Below are 18,500 nucleotides of genomic sequence, written 5' to 3'. Positions count from 1 at the left end.
CGCCCGCTCAGGCGAGGGGGCGTCCGGGCCTCGTCAATGACGTTCCAGCTCGTATCGGATCAGATGCTTGTCTGCGGGCAGCACGGACACGGCGACGCGGACGGGCGTGTCGTCGGCGTCGTAGCCGACCCTGGTGTGGACGACGACCGGAGTGCCGGGCTCGAGCTGGAGCCGCGACGACTCGTCAGAGGTCGGCATGCGGGCCGACAGGTCGTCGATCACGCGAACCTGGAGATGGCCCAGCTCCTCCAGCACCCGGTTGGCCCCGCGCGTGATGTCGCCGGGCCGGGCGATCTCGGAGTCCCCCACGATCTCCAGGGGGAAGTAGGAGTCCAAGGTGTTGTACGGCTGGCCGTCCACGAAGCGCAGCCGGCGGCGCACGACGGCCAGCGCGCCGTCGGCGAGGGCGAGGCGGGTGGCCACGTCCTCGGGCGGCTCGACGATCGAGACCTCGATCCTCTGGTCCGCCGTACGGCCCTCGGAGCGGACCGCGTGGACGAACGTGTCGAACCGCCGCCCCTCCTGGTCGTACGGGAGGAACTCGTCCTGGGGGCGCATGAGGAGGGGGCGGCGCTCGCGTACGAACGTTCCACGCCGGCGCATCCGCAGGATGAGACCCTCGTTCTCCAGCTCGCCCAGGGCCAGCCGTACGGTGTTGCGGCTGACGCCGTGCGCCTCCATGAGGTCGGCCTCGGTCGGGATTTGGTCGCCCGGCGCGAGTTCGCCCGCGTAGATGGCCCTGCGTACCTCAGCGGCCACCTGCTGGTAGAGCGACGATCGTGCCATCTTTCCTCAATCCACCCTTTTGTTCCAACAAATCTAGAGGATCTCGGTCTACCGGGAAACAACCCCTTGACCTGAGCCCACCCAGCCGCGCATTATCCAAACGTTGGTACAAATCCATCCAATGGAGGTGGGCCCGTGAGGGCGGTCGGTGCGGGAACGCCGAACTCGCCCTGGCGCGAGCCCAGACCTGCCAGAGCCCAGACCTATCAGAGCAACGGGAACGACATGTCAGAGCTGTCGGTATCCACCGACATGACCGCCTTGTGCGGGAACGGCGTGACATGCCCGAGCACGCGGTACCACCGCACGCCGGAGCGGCCGGTCGGCCGCTCCCCATGGACTCCGTGCGATTGAACGAGATCTCGACCCCAACCCTCGCCGGGGTCGAGGTCTCGCGCCGGGGCGGAGCGCGTCCTGGCGGGTCCCCCACGCCCGCCAGGACGCGCCACCGTTAGTCACACAGGGAATGCATCGACTCCGGGTCTCCTTGACTTCATGGGGAGGCGACTGAGGAGGCACGTGCGCGATGAGCACCCCTGTGGCCCGGAGGGTCGGCCATGACGGCGCCAGGAGGATTCCGGCCGTCAATCCCCAGCACTTCAGGAACGTCCTCGGCAGGTACGCCACCGGCGTCGTGGCCGTCACCGCGATCGACCCGGAGACCGGGGAGCCGTGCGGCCTGGCCGTCAACTCCTTCACGTCCGTGAGCCTCGATCCGCCGCTGGTGTCGTTCTGCGTCTCGCGGGCCAGCACGAGCTGGCCGCGCCTCAAGGCCGCGACGACCCTGTGCGTCAACGTGCTCGCCGACCACCAGGAGCAGGTGTGCGAGCGGCTCGCCGCGAAGGGCGGGGACAAGTTCTCCGGCCTGTCGTGGGCCCTGTCCCCCGGCGGCGCGCCCGTGCTGGACGGCGCGCTCGCCTGGATCGACTGCACGGTGGACCGGGAGCATCCGGCCGGCGACCACGTGATCGTCGTCGCCCGGGTCACCGGGCTCGACCGGTACGACGACGGCGGCCCGCTGGTGTTCTTCCGCGGCGCGTACGGAAGCTTCACTCCCTGACGCGGGAACCGACCGGTCGGTATGCTGCCCGCATGACTCTGTTCTCGGTGGAAGGCAAGACGGTCGTCGTCACGGGCGGGTCCCGGGGCATCGGGAAGATGATCGCGCGCGGGTTCCTCGACGCGGGCGCCGTCGTCTACATCTCCTCACGGAAGAAGGACGAGCTGGAGGCGACGGCCGCCGAGCTGGGCTGCCACGCCGTACAGGCGGACCTGTCCACCCCCGACGGCGTCGAGGCGCTGGCGCAGGCGGTGTCGGAGCGGGAGAGCCGGCTCGACGTGCTCGTCAACAACGCGGGGGCGAGCTGGGGCGCGCCGCTGGAGGAGTATCCGGAGCACGCCTTCGACAAGCTCTGGAACATCAACGTCAAGGGCGTCTTCTTCCTCACCCGCCGCTTCCTGCCCCTGCTGCGCGCCGCCGCGTCGCCCGACGACCCGGCACGTGTGATCAACATCGGGTCGATCGACGGGCTCCGGGTGCCGTTCATGGAGAACTACGCGTACTCGGCGGCCAAGGCGGGCGTCCACATGCTGACCCGGCACCTGGCCCGCCAGCTCGCCCGGGAGTCGATCACGGTCAACGCGATCGCGCCGGGCCGTTCGAGTCGAAGATGATGGCCTTCGCGCTCGACGACCCCCAGATGCGCGGCGCGATCGAGAGCAACGTCCCGCTGGGCCGGATCGGCAGGCCCGACGACATGGCCGGCGCGGCCGTCTTCCTCGCCTCACGCGCCGGGTCGTACCTGACCGGCACCGTGATCCCGGTGGACGGCGGCATCTCCGCCTAGCGTTGTGCGCATGTGGCAGGTGGCGGTGTGCGGGCCGGGCGAGTGCACCCCGCAGGAGGCCGAGGCGGCCCGTGACGTGGGCCGCCTGCTGGCCGAGCGCGGCGCGGTCGTGCTGTGCGGCGGGTACGGCGGGGTGATGGCCGCCGCGGCGGCGGGCGCGCGGGAGGCCGGAGGCGTCGTGGTCGGCGTCCTGTCCGGCCGGGACCGCGCCGGGTCGAGCCCGGACCTCACCGTGGCCCTTCCCACCGGCCTGGGCGAGGCCCGCAACGCGCTGATCGTGCGGGCCGCCGACGCGGTCGTCGTCGTGGGCGGCTCCTGGGGCACGCTGTCGGAGCTGGCCCTCGCCCAGCGGGCCGGCACGCCGGTCATCACCCTCGGCGGGTGGCGGGTCCTCGACGCCGAGGGAGGTCCCGTCCCCGGTCCGGTGGCCGCCGCCGGCCCGGCCGACGCCGTACGGCTGGCGCTCGCCGCCGCTGAGCGGGCCCGCCCGCTCAGCCCTTGAGCATCCCGGCGAGGGTCTCGGCGAACAGGTCGGGCGCGGCCAGTTCGTCCCGCAGGAACAGGTAGGGCTCGGTGAGCTCCAGCTCGATCAGGACCGGCTCGCCGTCCGGCATCCGCACCAGGTCCACCCGGGCGTACAGCAGGTTCTCCGGCACGGCGGCCAGGACCCGCTCGGCGAGGGCGAACTGGTCGTCGTCCGGGTCACGCAGCGTGGCGCGGTTCTCCGCGGTCTCCGCCACGCCGGTGAGCATCGGGTGCCGCCGTACGGCGTGGCTGAACTGGCCGCCGAAGTACAGCAGCGACAGCTCCCCCTCCTGCTCGACGGACGGGATGTAGGGCTGGACCATGACCGTGCGGCCTGCGGCGAGCAGCGTGGCCGCGTGGCCCGCGGCGGCGTCCCGGTCCGTGGTGCGGATGGTGTCCCGGGCCCCCGCGGAGACGGCGGGCTTGACCACGTACTCGTCCCATTCGGGCAGGTCCGTTCCGGATTCGGCCCAATGGGTGGGAACCGTGGGCACGCCGAGCGTGCGCAGGTAGGTCTTGTCGGTGTTCCATTCGATCACCGACGCCGGGTTGAACAGCCGCGTCACCGACTCCACCCGGTGGGCCCACGCGACGAACTCGTCACGGCGCTCGATGTAGTCCCAGGCGGAGCGGACGACCGCCGCGTCGAAGTCCGACCAGTCGACGCGGGGGTCGTGCCAGCTCACCGGCGAGCCCTCGATGCCGGCCCCGAGCCAGGCGGCGAGGACGATCTCCCGCTCGTCGTCCTGCCCGGCGGCCGGATGGTCCGTGGTGACGTAGGCGACCTTCATGACGCTCCCATTCGCATGTCAGCAGTGACCAATGCTATGGGAGATGTCAGGCGAGGCCGGCCAGCACCTCGGCCGCCGCCTGGCCGCAGACCCGGGCGGCGCCGTGCGTGGCGATGTGGACCGCCCCCAGGTCCGTACGGCCCGGCAGCCCCATCTCGACCACGACGCCGTCCGGCCGGGCGGCCAGCAGGCGCTCCAGCAGGTCGGTCTGCCAGGGGTGGCGGTGGGCGTCCCGCACCACGATGACAAGGGGCCGGTCGGCGGCCTGGCTCAGCACGGTGCCGGCGACGCCGTTGTGGACGTCCGGCTGCCGCAGCCGGGCGACCGTGGTGCCGGGCAGCAGCTTGCTCAGCGGCTCCCCCGCGCCCCACGGCATGCCCTTGTCGATCGCGAGGTTGGTCTCCGGCGCGAGCTCCACCACGTGCGGAGCGGCGGCCAGCGGCAGCACGCCGTCCGCCCCGTGCCGGGTCACCCGCAGGGCCCGGCGGGCGGCGACCAGCCCGATCTCGTCCTGGCGGTCGTCCAGGGGCGGGGCCTGCATCTGCCAGGCGGTCAGGGCGCGCACCCGCGCAGCCGCGTCGGCGAGCCGCTCCTCCGACAGCCTGCCCTCGGTCACCGCGTCCGCGACGGCGTCGCGGATGTGCTCGTGGGTCGCCTCGTCGGCGTTCTCCCCGCCCACGCAGACCGCGTCGGCCCCCGCCGCCACGGCCATCGCGCTCGCGCCGCCCAGGCCGTACCGGCCGGAGACGGCGGCCATCTCTATGCCGTCGGTGACGATCAGGCCCTCGAAGCCCAGCTCCTCGCGCAGCAGGCCGGTGAGGACGCGGGGGCTGAGCGTCGCCGGCAGGTCCTCGTCGTACGCCGTGACCAGCAGGTGGCCGGTCATGATCGAGCGCACGCCCTCGGCGATGGCCACCCGGAACGGCCACAGCTCGACCTCGGCCAGCTCCTCCCGGGAGACCGTGACGCGCGGAACGCCGTGGTGGGAGTCGACCGACGTGTCGCCGTGCCCGGGGAAGTGCTTGGCGCAGGCCGCCACGCCGGTGGACTGCAGGCCGCGGATCCAGGCGGCCGTGTGCCGCGCGACGAGCAGCGGATCGGCGCCGAACGACCGCAGGCCGATGACCGGGTTGTCCGGGTTGGAGTTGACGTCTGCGGCCGGGGCGAAGTCGATGTTCACCCCCGCCGCCCGCAGGTCCCACCCGATGTCGCGGGCCACCCGCTCGGTCAGCTCCACGTCGTCCACGACGCCCAGGGCGTAGTTGCCCGGCCGTGAGCTGCCCGTACGGGCCTCAAGCCTCGTCACCTCCCCGGCTTCCTCGTCGATGCCGATCAGGATCTCCGGATTCTCCGCGCGCAGGGCCGAGGTGAGTGCGGCGAGCTGGGCCGGGGTGTCGACGTTCCGGGAGAACAGCACCACACCGGCGAGCCCGCCGGCGAGCCGCCGCCGCACCCAGTCGGGGGCGGTGGTCCCGGTGAAGCCGGGCAACAGGACCGTGTCGGCCAGACGGAGCAGGTCAGGGCTTCGCTTCATGCTGCGCCCGCAGGGCATCGCTCAGGCATGCCCCGCAATCTAATAGGAAAGTTTCCTATTTGCTAGAGGGAAGGTCACACATCGACGCGGTGGAGCCTGTTCTCCTTCACCTCGAAGCCGGCGATCGTGGTCAGCGGTGCGCCGGGACGGTCCACGAAGGCCACGGCCCGGTAGTCCGCCCGGAAGTTCTCCATGTCGGCCACGCAGGACACGTAGCCGTGGCGGCTGTCGAAGAACGCGATGTGCGGGTTCAGCTCCAGGATCGCGCTCGCGTCGGTGACGCCCGGCATGCTCGTCACCGACGGCCCGACGAACTCGACCCCGAGGGCGCGGGAGGCCGGATCCGCCCAGTCGGCGCGCACGTCGGAGGCGTACGCGCTGTGCACGTCGCCGCTCAGCACGACCAGCCCGTCGGGGGCGGCGGCGAGCACGCGGGCGCGTGAGTCGGGGTAGCCGTCCCAGGCGTCGGCGCTGACGGGTTCGAGCGGGAACTTGCGCTGGGAGAAGAACACCGCCTGGGCGAGCACCTTCCACCGGGCCGTCGATCCGTGCAGCCGGTCGATCAGCCACTTCTCCTGCTCGGCGCCGAGCATGTCGCGCCCCTCCCGATACTGCCGCGTGTCGGCGAGCAGGAAGTCGGCCACCCGGCCGTACGGCCGCCGACGGTAGTTCTGCAGGCCGGACCCGGACGGGCGGACGCGCAGCGGCTGGTGCTCGTAGTACGCCTTGAACGCGGCGGCCCTGCGCTTGAGGAAGGCGGCGGGGCTGCCGCCGTCACCGGGCAGCGCGCCCGCCCAGTTGTCGCGGACCTCGTGGTCGTCGGGGATCGCGATCCACGGCGCGGCGGCGTGGGCGGCCTGCAGGTCCGGGTCCATCTTGTAGCGGGCGTAGCGGTCGCGGTAGGCGCCCAGCGTCGTGCACTCGGCCGTCGACTCGAGCGGGCGCACCCAGCGGCCCGGCTTGGGGTTCTTCGGCTTGCCGTACTCGTAGATGTAGTCGCCGAGATGGAGGACCAGGTCGGGCCGCTCGCCGGCGAGGTGGCGCAGCGCGGTGAAGTAGCCGTGCTCGTAGCGCTGGCAGGAGACGAAGCAGAACCGGACGGGGGCGGTCGAATCCGGGCCGGGCGCGGTCCTGGTGCGGCCCACCGGGCTGACGTGGCCCTCGATGGAGAAGCGGTAGAAGTAGTCGGCCGCGGGCCGCAGCCCCGTCACCCGTACGTGCACGCTGTGCGCCCAGTCCGGCTGAGCGGGGGCCGTGCCCGACTGGAGGACCTTCGTGAACCCCTCGTCCTCGGCGAGCTCCCACCGTACGGTCATCGCCCGGCTGGGCATGCCGCCGGGCTGTGTCGGATGCAGCGGCTCGGGGGCCAGACGGGTCCACAGGATCACGCCGTCGGATAACGGCTCTCCTGACGCCACCCCCAAGGTGAACGGATACCCCATTTTCGCCATGGGTTCGATCCTGCCCTACAGATCCCGGTCGTGCGGGGAGGTCGGCCGAGGCGAGAATGTGAACAAGCTCTTGCTCGACGGCCATAATGGGAGCCGTGAACCAGCGTAAGGACTCCGGCGGCACGGCCGCGCCGGTCAAGGCGAAGCGGGGGACGGCCGGTTCGGCGTCCGAACGGCGCGACCACCTCGTCAAGCTCGCCGCCGAGTTGTTCGCACGCAAGGGCTTCCAGGCCACCACGGTGCGGGAGATCGCGCTTGAGGCCGGCATCCTCTCCGGGAGCCTCTACCACCACTTCGACTCCAAGGAGACGATCGTCGACGAGGTGCTGCGCACCTTCCTCGAGGATCTGATCACCCGCTACCGCGCGGCGCTGACCACGCACGCCGACCCGCGTTCCGTCCTGGCGGAGATGGTCCGCATCGGCTTCGGCACGCTGGAGGACCACCGGGCGGCCATCACGGTCATGCAGAACGACTGGAACTACCTGCGCTCGCTGCCCGGCGACCGGTTCGACTACCTGGTGCGGGCCGAGGACGAGGTCGAGCGCATGTGGGTGGAGCAGATCACGAGCGGCCAGGCCGCCGGTCAGTTCCGCCCCGACGTCGATCCCAAGCTCACCTACCGGATGATCCGCGACACGATCTGGGTGACCGTGCGCTGGTTCCGCCCGGGCGGCAGGCTCGACACCGACGCCCTGGCCGACCACTTCGTCAAGCTGCTGTTCGACGGCCTGGCGACCGGCGAGCGGGCGAGCCAGCCGTCATGACGCTACTCAAGGCCGTACGGCACGCGCTGACCGAGCTCGCCGACCCCGCGCGCGCCGCCTCCATGCGGTCGTACATGAAGTCGGAGATGCCGTTCCTCGGGGTGACGGCCGTGCCGCGGCGGGCCGCGCTGCGCAAGGTCTTCGCCGAGCACCGGCTGGACAGCGCCCCCGAGTGGCGCAGGGCGGTGCTCGCGCTGTGGCGCGAGGCGGAATACCGCGAGGAGCGCTACGCCGCCATCGAGCTGTCCGCGCACCGCTTCTACCGGTCCTGGCAGACGCTCTACACCATCCCCATGTACGAGGAGATGGTCGTCACCGGGGCCTGGTGGGACCTGGTCGACGACATCGCCGTGCACCGGATCGGCACGCTGCTGCGCCTGTACCCCGAGAGCATGCGCCGCCTGGTGCTGGAGTGGGCGCACGACCCCGACCTGTGGAAGCGGCGCACCGCCATCCTGTGCCAGAACTCGTTCAAGGACCGGACCGACGTCCACCTGCTCTACGCCTGCATCGAGCCGAGCCTGTCGGACACCGACTTCTTCGCCCGCAAGGCGATCGGCTGGGCGCTGCGGGAGTACGCGAAGACCAACCCGCAGGAGGTGCTCCGCTACGTGAAGCACCAGGGCATCAGCGGGCTGAGCCGCCGCGAGGCGCTGCGCAACATCCCTGACACGTAGAGCAGGCGGGGCTGGTCAGGCGGGGCGGAACGAGTCGCGCGCCTGCGGGGCCGCGTGCTTGATCATGAGGTGCCGGGTGACCGAGTACTCCAGCACGGCCTCCTGGCTCATGTCCTTGCCGAACCCGCTGCCCTTCACGCCTCCGTGCGGCGCCTCCGAGGCGATCGGCAGGTGGTCGTTCACCCAGGTCACGCCCACGTCCAGCCGGTGCGAGACGCGCAGGGCGCGCGCACGTCCGTGGACCACACCGACGAGGCCAGCCCGTACGGCGTGGCGTTGGCGAGCCGCACCGCCTCGTCCTCGCCGTCGAACGGCATCGCCACCAGCACCGGGCCGAAGACCTCGCTCCGCACGATCTCGCTCGCCGGGTCGGCGTCGGCGATCAGCGTCGGCGCGTAGTGGAAGCCGGGCCCGTCGATCGGCGCGCCCCCGTGGACGACGCGGCCGGACGCCCTGGTCACGAAGCCGTGCACCCGCTCACGGTGCTCAGCGCTGATCAGCGGGCCGATGTCGGCGTCCGGCGCCCAGGGGTCGCCGGGCCGGACGCGGGCGACGGCCTCCCGCAGCGCCTCGACCGCCTCGGCGTACCGCGATCTCTCGACGTACACCCTCGTCGCGGCCGTGCAGTCCTGGCCGGTGTTGTAGGTGGCGCCCATGACCACCCCGGCCGCCATGTCCTCAAGCGAGGCGTCGGCGAACACGAGCGCGGGCGCCTTGCCGCCCAGCTCCAGATGGACCCGCTTGAGGCCGTCCACCGCGCCGCGCATGACCTCGCGGCCGGTGGCGGTGGACCCGGTGACGCTGACCATGTCCACGCCGGGGTCGGTCACCAGGGCCCGCCCCACGTCCGCGCCGCCGGTCACCACCCGTACGAGGCCCTCCGGGGCCCCGGCCTCGGCGAACAGCTCGGCGAGCCGAAGCGTGGTGCGGGGCGTCCGGGGAGCCGGCTTGATCACCACGGCGTTCCCCGCGGCGACGGCCGGGCCGATCTTCCAGACCGCCATGATGAGGGGGAAGTTCCACGGCGCGATCGCCCCCACGACCCCGATGGGCCGCCTGATCAGCACCGACGTGTATCCGGCGCTGAACACGCCGGCGCCCGTGCCGTCCAGGGACCTGGCCGCGCCGGCGAAGAACCGGAGGTTGTCGGCGGCGAACGGCAGCTCGCCGTCCCGGAACACGGCGGCGGGCTTGCCGGTCTCCTCGACCTCCAGCCGGGTCAGCTCCGCGGCGTCCCGCTCGACGAGGTCCGCCAGGCGCAGCAGCACCCGCGCCCGCTCCCCCGGCGTCGTCTCGCGCCACTGCTCGAAGGCCTCCCGGGCCCCGCGTACGGCCCGCGCCACCCCGTCGAGCGGGGTGTCGGGCACGTCCTCCACGGCCCGGCCGTCGGCGGGATTGATCAATGTCGTCATGAGGCCGTCCTCAACTGTCGAAGCCGATGCCGAAACGGTCGAGTGACCGCAGCCAGGGCCCCCTGCGGCCCTCGTTCTCGTCGGCGCGGGCGAGTTCGCGGCGGGTGAGCTGCACCACCGGCCAGCGCAGCGGCTCGGGCGGGAACGGCACCGGGTGACGGCGGGCCATGCGCAGCCGCGTCCGCGCGGTGGACCGCCGGGCCAGCAGGTCGAGGCCGGTCAGCGCGCCGAACCTGGACGCGCCGACGCCGAGGCCGGTGTATCCGAGGGCGTAGGCCAGCCGCCCGCCCATCGCCGTGCCGAAGAACGGGGTGAACCGGCTGGTCGAGTCGATCATCCCGCCCCACCTGTGCGTGAAGCGCAGGCCGCGCAGCTGCGGGAACGTCGCGAAGAAGTGCCGCGCGAGCCGCTCGTGCGTGGCGTCGCGCTGCTCCGAGCCGCCACCGCCGAAGTTGTAGATCGCGTCGTAACCGCCCCACAGGATGCGATCGTCGCGGGTGAGCCGGTAGTAGTGGAACCGGTTGCCCGCGTCGGTCAGGCCCTGGCCCTCCGGCCACCGGAGCGACGCCCGCTGCTCGGGCGACAGCGGCTCGGTGACGAGCACGTAGTCCCAGACCGGCAGCACGAACAGGCCCAGCCTGCGCAGGGGCGAGGGGAAGGCGTTGGTGGCCAGCAGCACCTGCCCGGCGCTCACCGTGCCCTTCTCCGCGCCCTTCACCATGCCCTTCACCATGCCGTCCACCGCGCCGTTCACGACGCCGCGGTTTCCCGTCCGGGCCTCCACGCCGGTCCGGGTCCGGGTCAGCGCGGTGACCTCGGTGCCCTCGTGGACGCGCACCCCGAGCCGCGCCGCGACGCGGGCCAGGCCCCACGCGAGCCCGGCGGGGTCGAGGACGCCGCCGGTGCCGCGCAGGCGCAGCCCCGCGAGATAGGTGGGCGAGTCGACGTCCGCGCGCATCTCGTCGCGGCCGAGGAACACCGCGTCCTCGCCGTGCTCGCGGTGCAGCTTCTCGGCCCGCCTCAGCTCCTCCACCTGGTGGGGCGCCACCGCGACCGTGGTCTTGCCGACCAGGCGGAGGTCGGCGTCGATGCCGTGGTCGTCGACGAAGCGGGCGATGGCCGCGAGGTTCGCCCGCCCGAGCGCGAGCAGGGCCGCGTTCTCCGACGGCCACAGGCGCGTCCCCTGGGCGAGCCCGTGGGTCAGGGAGTCGGAGACGAACCCGCCGTTGCGGCCGCTCGCGCCGTACGCGATCGAGCGCGCCTCCACGAGGACGACGTCGCAGGCAGGGTTCTCCTCCTTGGCCAGCACGGCGGCCCACAGTCCGGTGAAGCCGCCGCCGACCACCAGCAGGTCCGCCGTGGTGCGGCCGTGCAGGGGCTCGTACGGGCCGGGCGCCCCGGGCCGGTCGGTCCAGAAGACCCGTGGAGCGGCGTCCCCGATCAGACGGCTGCCCTTGGTCATTTGGCCGCGATGTTCTCGATGACGTCCGCGGCCACGCGCAGGCCGTCGCGGCGGCGGATCTCCTCGCCGGCCGCCGCGAGCCGGTCGCGCAGGTCCTGGTCGCCGAGCAGCCTCTCGATGGCCCCGGTCAGCTCCTCGTCGGCGAATCCGTAGGTGTCCAGGCGGACGCCGTACCCGGTCTCGTGCACGCGCTGGGCGTTGTCGTACTGGTCCCAGAACAGCGGCATGACGATCATGGGCTTGCCGAAGTGGAACGCCTCGGTCGTCGTGTTGTTGCCGCCGTGCGTGATCACCAGGTCGACCAGCGGGATGATCTTCGTCTGCGGGACGAACTCCGCGCCCCACATGTTGGGGGCCAGCTCGATCTCCTCGTGCAGCGGGCCCTTGGAGACGATGTACCGATGCGGCGTGCGGGCCAGCACGGAGATCACGCGGCGCATCAGCTCGACGTCGGCCGAGCCGAGCGAACCCAGCGAGAAGTAGATCAGCGCGCCCTCGCCGGGGATGTCCGGCAGCGTGAACTCCTCGTCGGTCTCCCGTACGGACGAGTCGACGCGGGTCCAGGAGTCCCCCAGGGGACGCTCGGCCGCGTAGTCCACGATCTCGGGATACACGTACAGGTTCGCGTCGCCCTCGTGGATGAATTCCAGGTCCTGCAGGGCCGGGGCGCCCTGCTCGACCACCCACGCGTTGAACGCCTCCCACATCTCACGGTGGGTCCGGTCGTACTCCGCCTGGAACTCCGCCCAGCCGGTGCCGTCGGCCGGCAGTCCGGAGAACGGCGGGGCCACGCCCGGGCCCTTCACCTCCAGCGGATTGCACGAGACGATCCGTACGAAAGGGACGCCCGCCGTCACCAGGGCGGGGAAGGCCACCACGTTGTCCTCGACGATCACGTCCGGCCGCACCCGCTCGATGATGGCCTTGAGCTGCGGCTCGCAGTACTTGGCGCCGTCGATGAGCGCCTCCCAGATCGGCTTGACGACCGTCTCCAGCTGGTCCTGGGTGCTCTTGCGGTACTCCGGCGCCGTGTCGCGGATGAAGTCCTTCCAGAACTGGCCCGGGTCCTGCTCCGCCCCGTCCTCTTCCGGCGCCGGCGGCGCGAGGTCGACCAGGTCCTCCTCGAAACCGAGCGCCTCCAGCTTGCCCTTCCACGACGCCTCGGCGGCGAACACCACGCGGTGGCCACGGCGGCGCAGGACGTCGCCGATCCCGACGCAGTTGTTCGTCGGCCCGTAGGCGCTCTCCGGCATGAACAGGATCGTCAAGGGCGTGGCCGTCATTCGGGGCTCCTCCGAAGCTAGTTGAAGCGAGATTCAAATACGAGGGCGATACACCCGTCAAGAGCTGGGGGAGTATCGTGTGCGCGATGTGAAGCGAGGTGCAATGAGAGGGGTGGGATGACGCAGCGCAAGAGCAAGGCGGACCGGCGGCTCGACCTCATCGACGCGGCCCACAGGGCGATGCTCCAGCACGGCGCCGAGGGGGTCCACCTCAACCAGATCGCCGAGGAGGCGGGGCTCACCTCCGGCGCGGTGCTCTACCACTACCCCGACCTGCGCGAGCTGCTGATCGAGGCGCAGCACGCCGGCATGGAGCGCTTCTACGAGCGGCGCATGAAGAAGATCGGCGGCATCTCCGACCCGGCGGACAAGCTCGTCGTCACGATCCGCTCGGGCCTGCCCGACGGCCCGGACGACGCGGGGGTGCGGCTGCTGTGCGAGCTCGGCGGCGCCGCCGGCCGCAACCGCGTCTACGCGACGCTGCTGACCACGCTGTTCGACCGGCAGGTGTCGATGTACCAGACGATCCTGGAGACGGGCGCCGCCCACGGCGTCTTCACGCTGGCGCAGGACTCCGAGACCATCGCCCGCAACCTCGTCGCGCTCGAGGACGCGTACGGCTACCGCATCATCGCCCGGCACCACTCGATCGACCCGGACAAGGCCGTCGAGCTGATCCTCGACTACGCCCGCCTGGCCACGGGCCATCCGCTCAGGCCCGCCGATCGCCGCTGACCCCGTCGACGAGGGCGGCGTCGTCGGCGTCCCAGGAGACGGCGACCTCGGCGCCGGTCTCCACCCTCGCCCGCCCCTGCGTGGCCGCCAGCACCGCGCGGTCGTGGCCGGGCACGCTCAGCGCGACGTGGGAGACGCCGCCGTAGAAGCTCACGTCGACGACCCGGCCGCGCAGCACCCCTTCGCCGGCCGTGACCGGGCCGAGGCGGATCCGTTCCGGCCGCACCGCGAGCATCGCCGTCCCGCCCTCCTCGCTCCCCGCGGGCGCGGGGAGCACGCCCAGCCCGTCGACCTCCAGGCCCTTGCCCGTGACCCTGCCGGTGAAGAGGTTGTTGGCCCCGATGAAGCCGGCCACGAACGGCGTGCGCGGCCGTTCGTAGAGGTCCACGGGAGCGTCCACCTGCTCGACCCGGCCGCCGTTCATCACCGCGATCCGGTCGGCGAGCGACATGGCCTCCTCCTGGTCGTGGGTGACCACGACGAAGGTGATGCCGACCTCGTGCTGCAGCCGCTTGAGTTCAAGCTGCATCTCCGAGCGGACCTTCTTGTCCAGGGCGCTCAGCGGCTCGTCGAGCAGCAGCAGCCGGGGCCGCTTGACGACGGCCCTGGCCAGGGCGACCCGCTGGCGTTGCCCGCCCGACAGCTCGTGCGGCCTGCGGCGGGCCTGCGCGGTCAGGCCGACGGTCTCCAGCACGGCGCCGACCCGCTCCCGGATCTCCGCGCGGGCAGCCGCTCCCGTTCCAGGCCGTACGCCACGTTCTTCTCCACGCTCATGTGCGGGAACAGGGCGTACGACTGGAACATGAGGTTGACCGGGCGGCGGTGCGCGGGAATCGCGAGCAGGTCGGCGCCGTCGAGCCGCACCGAGCCGGTGTCCGGCTGCTCGAACCCGGCGAGGATCCGCAGCAGGGTGGTCTTGCCGCAGCCGGACGGCCCCAGCAGGGCGAAGAACTCGCCCTGCCGGATGTCGAGGTCGACCGAATCGAGCGCGGTCACCTCGCCGAACCGGCGGCTGACGCCGTCGATGGATATGAGAGTCATCGCAGGGCCTCGGTAAGTCTGGTCAGGCGCTGCGCGACGATCACGACGGTGAAGCTCACCGCGAGCAGCAGCGTCGCCAGCGCGTTGATCTCGGGGGTCACGCCGAACCGCACCATCGAGTAGATGACGATCGGCAGCGTCGGCTCGGACGGAGCCGCGGTGAAGAACGCGATCACGAACTCGTCCAGGGAGAGCGTGAAGGCGAGCAGCGCGCCCGCGAGGATGCCCGGGGCGAGCGTGGGCAGGGTGACCTTGACGAACGTGGTCAGCGGGGTCGCGCCGAGGTCCCGGGACGCCTCCTCGAGCGACGTGTCCATGCCGCCCAGCCGGGCCCGGACCACGGCCGCGACGAAGGCCATGCCGAAGACGGTGTGCGCGATCAGCACGGAGTGCAGCCCGAGCGTCATCCTGACCGCGGAGTAGAACGCCAGCAGCCCGATCGCGATGACGAGGTCGGGCAGGATCGCGGGCAGCGTGGAGAGCGCGTCGAGCAGCCGCGAGCGCGTGTGGCGGGCCAGCCCGACCGCGAGCAGCGTGCCGAGCACCGTGGACAGCGCCGTCGAGCCGAGAGCGACGATCAGCGTGTTCAGCAGCCCGGTACGGATCGAGGCGTTGCCCGCCAGCCTCCCGTACCAGTCGAGCGAGAAGCCGCCCCACGAGTAGGGCGACTTGTTCCGGTTGAAGGACATCACGACGAGCACGACGATCGGCGCGTACAGGAACAGATAGGTCAGCCAGAAGGGCAGCCGGAGCCAGCCGTGTCTACGCACCGCGTCCCGCCCTCCGCGCGGCCCACGCCTGGGCGAACAGCAGCAACACGAGCACGGCGATCACGGCCAGCGCCAGAACCGACCCGAACGGCCAGTCGCGGGCCTTGAGGAACTGGTCGCGGATGAGGTTGCCGACCATGATCCGGCGTCCGCCGCCGAGCAGTTCCGGGATCACGAAGTTGCCCAGGCTCGGCACGAACACGAACACGCATCCGGTCAGCACGCCGGGCAGCGACAGCGGGAGCGTCACCGACCAGAACGTCCTGGCCGGCCGTGCGCCCAGGTTCGCCGAGGCCTCCCGCAGTTGCGGGTCCAGCCGCTCCACGGCGGAGTACAGCGGGAGGATCATCAGCGGGAGATAGGCGTAGAGCAGCCCGGCGACGATGGCGCCGTCCGTGTAGAGCAGCTCCACCGGCCCCAGGCCGAGCGCCTTCAGCCCGGAGTTCACCGGCCCCTCGGAGTTGAGCAGCACGATCCAGGCGTACGTACGGATGAGGAAGTTCGTCCAGAACGGCAGCACGACCGCCACCAGGGCGACGACCTTCCACCGGGCGGGCAGCCTCGCGATCATGTACGCCGTCGGATACCCGAGCAGCAGGGCGAGCAGCGTCGTGATCGCCGCGAGCTTCACCGACCCGATCACCACGTCGAGGTAGAGCGGGTCGGCGAGGCGGGTGAAGTTCTCCCCGGTCGGCTCGTAGACCACTCCCCCGAACCGGCCCCGCCTGAACACGGTGTAGCTCAGCACCAGCGCCAGCGGGACCAGCAGGAAGACGGTCAGGTAGCCGAACCCGGGCCCCATCGTCGCGAGGCGGCCTGCCGCCTTGCCGAGGACGCGGGCGGGCTGTCGGGCCGTCATTGCGCCGCCGAGACCTCGGTGGACAGGCGCGTGTACGCGGTGGACGCCTCGCCGAGGTCGACCAGGCTCTCACCCTTGAGCAGCTCGGCCGGCGGCTGCGCCAGCGCCGGGTAGCTCTTGAGCAGTGCCGGGTCGACCTTGTCCATGGCCGCCTTGTTGGGGATCCTGTAGAGGATGTTCGCGGGCACCCAGCCGTGGACGTCGGGGTCCAGGATGTAGTTGACGAAGGCGTGCGCCGCCTCCTTGTTCTTCGAGCTCTTGAGGATCACCATCGTGTCCGCCCAGAGGTCGCTGCCCTCCTTCGGCACCACGAACTTGATGTTCTTCTCCGACGTCGGGCACCAGCCGTCCCACGCCTCGACCATCACGGCCTCGCCGGACTTGAGCCGGTCGCCGAACGTGGTGTCGTCGTAGGCCAGCAGGTCGGGCTTGACCTTCAGCAGCATCGCCTTGGCCTTGTCGAGCACCGCCTGGTCGGTGGTGTTGACCGAGGCGCCGAGCAGCTTGAGCGCCGGCAGCGCCAGCCACCGCTCGGTGGTCATCATGGTGATCTTCTTCTTCAGCTCGGGGGCCGGGCTGAGCAGATCGTTCCAGCTCGTCGGCGGCGTCTTCACCAGGTCGCTGCGGTAGCACAGCCCGGTGGTCCCCCAGGTGTACGGGACGGAGAAGACGTTGCCCTTGTCGTAGGCGAGCTGGGACGCCTCGGGGTAGAGGTTCTTCAGGTTCGGGACCAGCTCACGGTGGATGGGCTCCAGCAGGCCCTGCGCGTTGAGCGCCTGCGCGTACTGACCGGACACGAACGCCACGTCGATGCCGCTGTCGCCTCCGACGGTCAGCTTGGCCACGATCGTCTCGTTCGTGTCGTGGATGGCGACCTTGGTGTCGAAACCGAGCGCGGCCTTCACCCGCTGCGGAAGATCCTTCGGGCTGTACCCGTCCCAGATCGAGATCGTCAGGCTCTGCTTGGACAGGTCCGCCTTGGAGTCGAGGGTCGCGGGCGCACCCGCGGAGTCGGTCGCCGCGCCTCCACCACAGGCGGTCAGGGCGGACGCCAGAAAGGCAGAGGCCACGACGAGGGGCACGCGGCGCGTCATGGAGGGCTCCCTTGCGTGAGGATGGCGGCCAGTGTTGCAGGACGGATCAACATAGACAAGACTTTTCCTGTTACGTCTACCTGCTCGTTTTGTTGCCGCGTTGAATCCATGTTCAGGAGACCGAGTGGAAGGCTCCCGCTGGCCTCGTGTGATCGAGGGCCCTGACGGCGTCCTCACGCTGGAGACGGCCGAAGGGGTCACCGAGCATGTGCTGCGCGACCTTGCGCGGGAAGCGGTCCCGCCGCCCTTTTCGGTGCGGGCGCTGCGGCCGCTGCCGCCGGTGCCCCCCGGAGAACGGGCCATCACGGTGGACCAGACCAACCACTCGGTCGTCGCGGGCGAGACCGTGGTCGTCAAGTGGTTCCCCCGGCCGTCGCGGGCCCCGCATCCCGCGCCCGGGCTGCTCGCCCATCTGGCCGGCTTCGCCCGGACGGCCACGCCGTACGCGGCGGTCTACTGGGAGGACGCGCTGGTCGCCCTGGTGACGGCGTACCTTCCCGAGGCGCGGGACGGCTGGGAGTGGTGCGTCGACGAGGCCGAGGCCGGCCGCACCGGCTTCGCCGCCGAGGTCGGCGCGCTCGCCGCCGAACTGCACCTCGCGATGGCCACCCCGTCCGCGGTCTTCCCCCGACCCCGTACGGCTGTCGCCGCCCGGCGGCGAGGGGGCGTGGCGGACCCGCGCCGAGGATGCGCTGCGTGAGGCCCTGGCGCTGACGGACGGCGCGGACGGCGCGTGGCTGGCGGGGCGGGCCGAGGCCCTGCGCCGGGAACTGGAGCCCCTCGCCCGCGTCCCCGCCACACCGTTGATCCGCGTCCACGGCGACCTGCACGTGGGACAGATCCTGCGCTGGCGCGACGGCTACGCGGTGGTCGACTTCGACGGGAACCCGACCGTGGCGGACGCCGACCCCTACCAGCCCGCGGCCCGCGACCTCGCGCAGCTCACGACAAGCGTGGACCACGCGGGGCAGGTGGCGCTCAGACGCAGGTCCGCCGACCCGGACGCGACGGCCGCCTGGGCCGAAGCGGCGCGCCGGGAGCTGACGGCGGCCTACGCCCGGACGCTCGCGCGGGCCGGCCGCGCCGACCTGCTCGACCGGTCGCTGCTGCGGCCGTTCGAGGTCGAGCAGGAGTGCCGCGAACTGATCTACGCCGCCCGCCACCTGCCGCGCTGGCGGTACGCGCCGATGGGCGTGCTGCGGACCTGGTACGCCTGAAGACTCTTCGAAGGAGATGGACGTGGACGCGGGGCTGTTTCTCGCCGACCTGGAGGCGAAGCCGGAGGCGCTGGAGGCGCTGGCCGGCCTCCTGGACGGCGGCGATCCGTTCGAGGGGCTGGCCAACCGGCTCAAGGAGGGGCGGTTCGACCGCGTCGTGTTCCTCGGCATGCTGCAATTTCACCGGGCCTGTGGTTGAGACAGCGGGGAAGTCGTTACGCCATTCGTGCAGGTCGGAACTTACCCGAC

General features: G+C 71.6%; 20 protein-coding genes and 2 pseudogenes. 9 read left to right on the top strand and 13 right to left on the bottom strand.

Annotated elements, in window-relative coordinates; genetic code table 11:
* Positions 1–33: 33 nt before the first annotated feature.
* Positions 34–786 (bottom strand): GntR family transcriptional regulator, encoded by a 753-nt coding sequence (locus B1L11_RS36420; protein WP_030510734.1) that lies wholly within the window; start codon positions 784–786, stop codon positions 34–36.
* 526 nt (positions 787–1,312) lie between these two features.
* Here B1L11_RS36420 and B1L11_RS36415 point away from each other — a divergent pair.
* The 3 genes and pseudogenes from B1L11_RS36415 to B1L11_RS36405 all read left to right on the top strand — a co-directional run bounded on the left by B1L11_RS36415 (position 1,313) and on the right by B1L11_RS36405 (position 3,135).
* Positions 1,313–1,846, top strand: coding sequence for a flavin reductase family protein (locus B1L11_RS36415; RefSeq protein ID WP_079319834.1), 534 nt, complete (start codon positions 1,313–1,315; stop codon positions 1,844–1,846).
* A 32-nt stretch (positions 1,847–1,878) separates the two neighbouring features.
* A pseudogene (locus B1L11_RS36410) lies at positions 1,879–2,633 on the top strand (SDR family oxidoreductase).
* Positions 2,634–2,643: 10 nt separating this feature from the next.
* A complete protein-coding gene (locus tag B1L11_RS36405) occupies positions 2,644–3,135 on the top strand; it encodes a TIGR00725 family protein (RefSeq protein WP_079319833.1) in 492 nt (163 codons plus the stop codon).
* Here the strand turns inward: B1L11_RS36405 and B1L11_RS36400 are convergent.
* The 3 genes from B1L11_RS36400 to B1L11_RS36390 form a co-directional block, all read right to left on the bottom strand.
* Positions 3,125–3,949 carry a RimK family alpha-L-glutamate ligase gene (locus tag B1L11_RS36400; protein WP_079319832.1) on the bottom strand — a complete coding sequence of 275 codons (825 nt, stop codon included), beginning with the start codon at positions 3,947–3,949 and terminating at the stop codon, positions 3,125–3,127. The two genes, B1L11_RS36405 and B1L11_RS36400, sit on opposite strands and share 11 nt — an antisense overlap.
* A 46-nt stretch (positions 3,950–3,995) precedes the next feature.
* The gene (locus B1L11_RS36395; protein WP_079319846.1) at positions 3,996–5,483 is read right to left on the bottom strand and encodes a glycoside hydrolase family 3 protein; all 1,488 of its coding nucleotides are present in this window, start codon (positions 5,481–5,483) and stop codon (positions 3,996–3,998) included.
* A 74-nt stretch (positions 5,484–5,557) separates the two neighbouring features.
* Positions 5,558–6,934 carry an alkaline phosphatase gene (locus B1L11_RS36390; RefSeq protein ID WP_079319831.1) on the bottom strand — a complete coding sequence of 459 codons (1,377 nt, stop codon included), beginning with the start codon at positions 6,932–6,934 and terminating at the stop codon, positions 5,558–5,560.
* Between the two features lie 86 nt (positions 6,935–7,020).
* Here B1L11_RS36390 and B1L11_RS36385 point away from each other — a divergent pair, with 86 nt between their 5' ends.
* Positions 7,021–7,701, top strand: coding sequence for a TetR/AcrR family transcriptional regulator (locus B1L11_RS36385; protein WP_079319830.1), 681 nt, complete (start codon positions 7,021–7,023; stop codon positions 7,699–7,701).
* Positions 7,698–8,378 carry a DNA alkylation repair protein gene (locus B1L11_RS36380; protein ID WP_079319829.1) on the top strand — a complete coding sequence of 227 codons (681 nt, stop codon included), beginning with the start codon at positions 7,698–7,700 and terminating at the stop codon, positions 8,376–8,378. The genes B1L11_RS36385 and B1L11_RS36380 overlap by 4 nt, the downstream gene beginning before the upstream one ends.
* Before the next feature lie 15 nt (positions 8,379–8,393).
* On the opposite strand, the gene B1L11_RS52840 is transcribed toward B1L11_RS36380, so the two are convergent.
* The 4 genes from B1L11_RS52840 to B1L11_RS36365 are packed head-to-tail and all read right to left on the bottom strand — an operon-like array spanning position 8,394 to position 12,535.
* The gene (locus B1L11_RS52840) at positions 8,394–8,624 is read right to left on the bottom strand and encodes an aldehyde dehydrogenase family protein (RefSeq protein ID WP_256863200.1); all 231 of its coding nucleotides are present in this window, start codon (positions 8,622–8,624) and stop codon (positions 8,394–8,396) included.
* Positions 8,567–9,790, bottom strand: a complete 1,224-nt coding sequence (locus B1L11_RS36375; protein WP_256863199.1) for an aldehyde dehydrogenase family protein — start codon at positions 9,788–9,790, stop codon at positions 8,567–8,569. The genes B1L11_RS52840 and B1L11_RS36375 overlap by 58 nt, the downstream gene beginning before the upstream one ends.
* 10 nt (positions 9,791–9,800) lie before the next feature.
* Complete coding sequence (locus tag B1L11_RS36370) at positions 9,801–11,252, bottom strand: FAD-binding oxidoreductase (protein WP_079319828.1); 1,452 nt, start codon at positions 11,250–11,252, stop codon at positions 9,801–9,803.
* Positions 11,249–12,535 carry a glycosyltransferase gene (locus B1L11_RS36365; RefSeq protein ID WP_079319827.1) on the bottom strand — a complete coding sequence of 429 codons (1,287 nt, stop codon included), beginning with the start codon at positions 12,533–12,535 and terminating at the stop codon, positions 11,249–11,251. Before B1L11_RS36365 ends, B1L11_RS36370 begins: the two co-directional genes overlap by 4 nt.
* Before the next feature lie 117 nt (positions 12,536–12,652).
* On the opposite strand from B1L11_RS36365, the gene B1L11_RS36360 reads away from it, so the two are divergent.
* The gene (locus B1L11_RS36360) at positions 12,653–13,270 is read left to right on the top strand and encodes a TetR/AcrR family transcriptional regulator (protein WP_079319826.1); all 618 of its coding nucleotides are present in this window, start codon (positions 12,653–12,655) and stop codon (positions 13,268–13,270) included.
* Here the strand turns inward: B1L11_RS36360 and B1L11_RS55485 are convergent.
* The 5 genes and pseudogenes from B1L11_RS55485 to B1L11_RS36340 all read right to left on the bottom strand — a co-directional run bounded on the left by B1L11_RS55485 (position 13,248) and on the right by B1L11_RS36340 (position 17,034).
* Positions 13,248–13,505: a TOBE domain-containing protein gene (locus B1L11_RS55485; RefSeq protein WP_372974760.1), complete on the bottom strand. Its 258-nt coding sequence runs from the start codon at positions 13,503–13,505 to the stop codon at positions 13,248–13,250. The genes B1L11_RS36360 and B1L11_RS55485 overlap by 23 nt on opposite strands.
* A 384-nt stretch (positions 13,506–13,889) precedes the next feature.
* Positions 13,890–14,311, bottom strand: a pseudogene (locus B1L11_RS54315) (ABC transporter ATP-binding protein); the annotation flags it as partial.
* Positions 14,308–15,081, bottom strand: coding sequence for an ABC transporter permease (locus tag B1L11_RS36350; RefSeq protein WP_218671528.1), 774 nt, complete (start codon positions 15,079–15,081; stop codon positions 14,308–14,310). The pseudogene B1L11_RS54315 and the gene B1L11_RS36350, both read right to left, overlap by 4 nt.
* The gene (locus B1L11_RS36345; protein WP_143737797.1) at positions 15,074–15,940 is read right to left on the bottom strand and encodes an ABC transporter permease; all 867 of its coding nucleotides are present in this window, start codon (positions 15,938–15,940) and stop codon (positions 15,074–15,076) included. The genes B1L11_RS36350 and B1L11_RS36345 overlap by 8 nt, the downstream gene beginning before the upstream one ends.
* Entirely contained in the window at positions 15,937–17,034 is a 1,098-nt protein-coding gene (locus B1L11_RS36340; RefSeq protein ID WP_079319825.1) for a spermidine/putrescine ABC transporter substrate-binding protein, read from the bottom strand. The genes B1L11_RS36345 and B1L11_RS36340 overlap by 4 nt, the downstream gene beginning before the upstream one ends.
* A 124-nt stretch (positions 17,035–17,158) precedes the next feature.
* On the opposite strand from B1L11_RS36340, the gene B1L11_RS36335 reads away from it, so the two are divergent.
* The 3 genes from B1L11_RS36335 to B1L11_RS48970 all read left to right on the top strand — a co-directional run bounded on the left by B1L11_RS36335 (position 17,159) and on the right by B1L11_RS48970 (position 18,450).
* A complete protein-coding gene (locus tag B1L11_RS36335) occupies positions 17,159–17,734 on the top strand; it encodes a hypothetical protein (RefSeq protein WP_143737796.1) in 576 nt (191 codons plus the stop codon).
* A gap of 103 nt (positions 17,735–17,837) precedes the next feature.
* The gene (locus B1L11_RS36330; RefSeq protein WP_079319823.1) at positions 17,838–18,251 is read left to right on the top strand and encodes a hypothetical protein; all 414 of its coding nucleotides are present in this window, start codon (positions 17,838–17,840) and stop codon (positions 18,249–18,251) included.
* A gap of 22 nt (positions 18,252–18,273) precedes the next feature.
* The gene (locus B1L11_RS48970) at positions 18,274–18,450 is read left to right on the top strand and encodes a hypothetical protein (RefSeq protein WP_218671527.1); all 177 of its coding nucleotides are present in this window, start codon (positions 18,274–18,276) and stop codon (positions 18,448–18,450) included.
* The last annotated feature ends 50 nt before the right edge of the window (positions 18,451–18,500 follow it).

Source organism: Microbispora sp. GKU 823 (genome assembly GCF_002027145.1).
GTDB lineage: Bacteria > Actinomycetota > Actinomycetes > Streptosporangiales > Streptosporangiaceae > Microbispora > Microbispora siamensis.
Note: the sequence above shows the minus strand (reverse complement) of the source record. Positions and strands in the feature narration are given on the sequence as shown.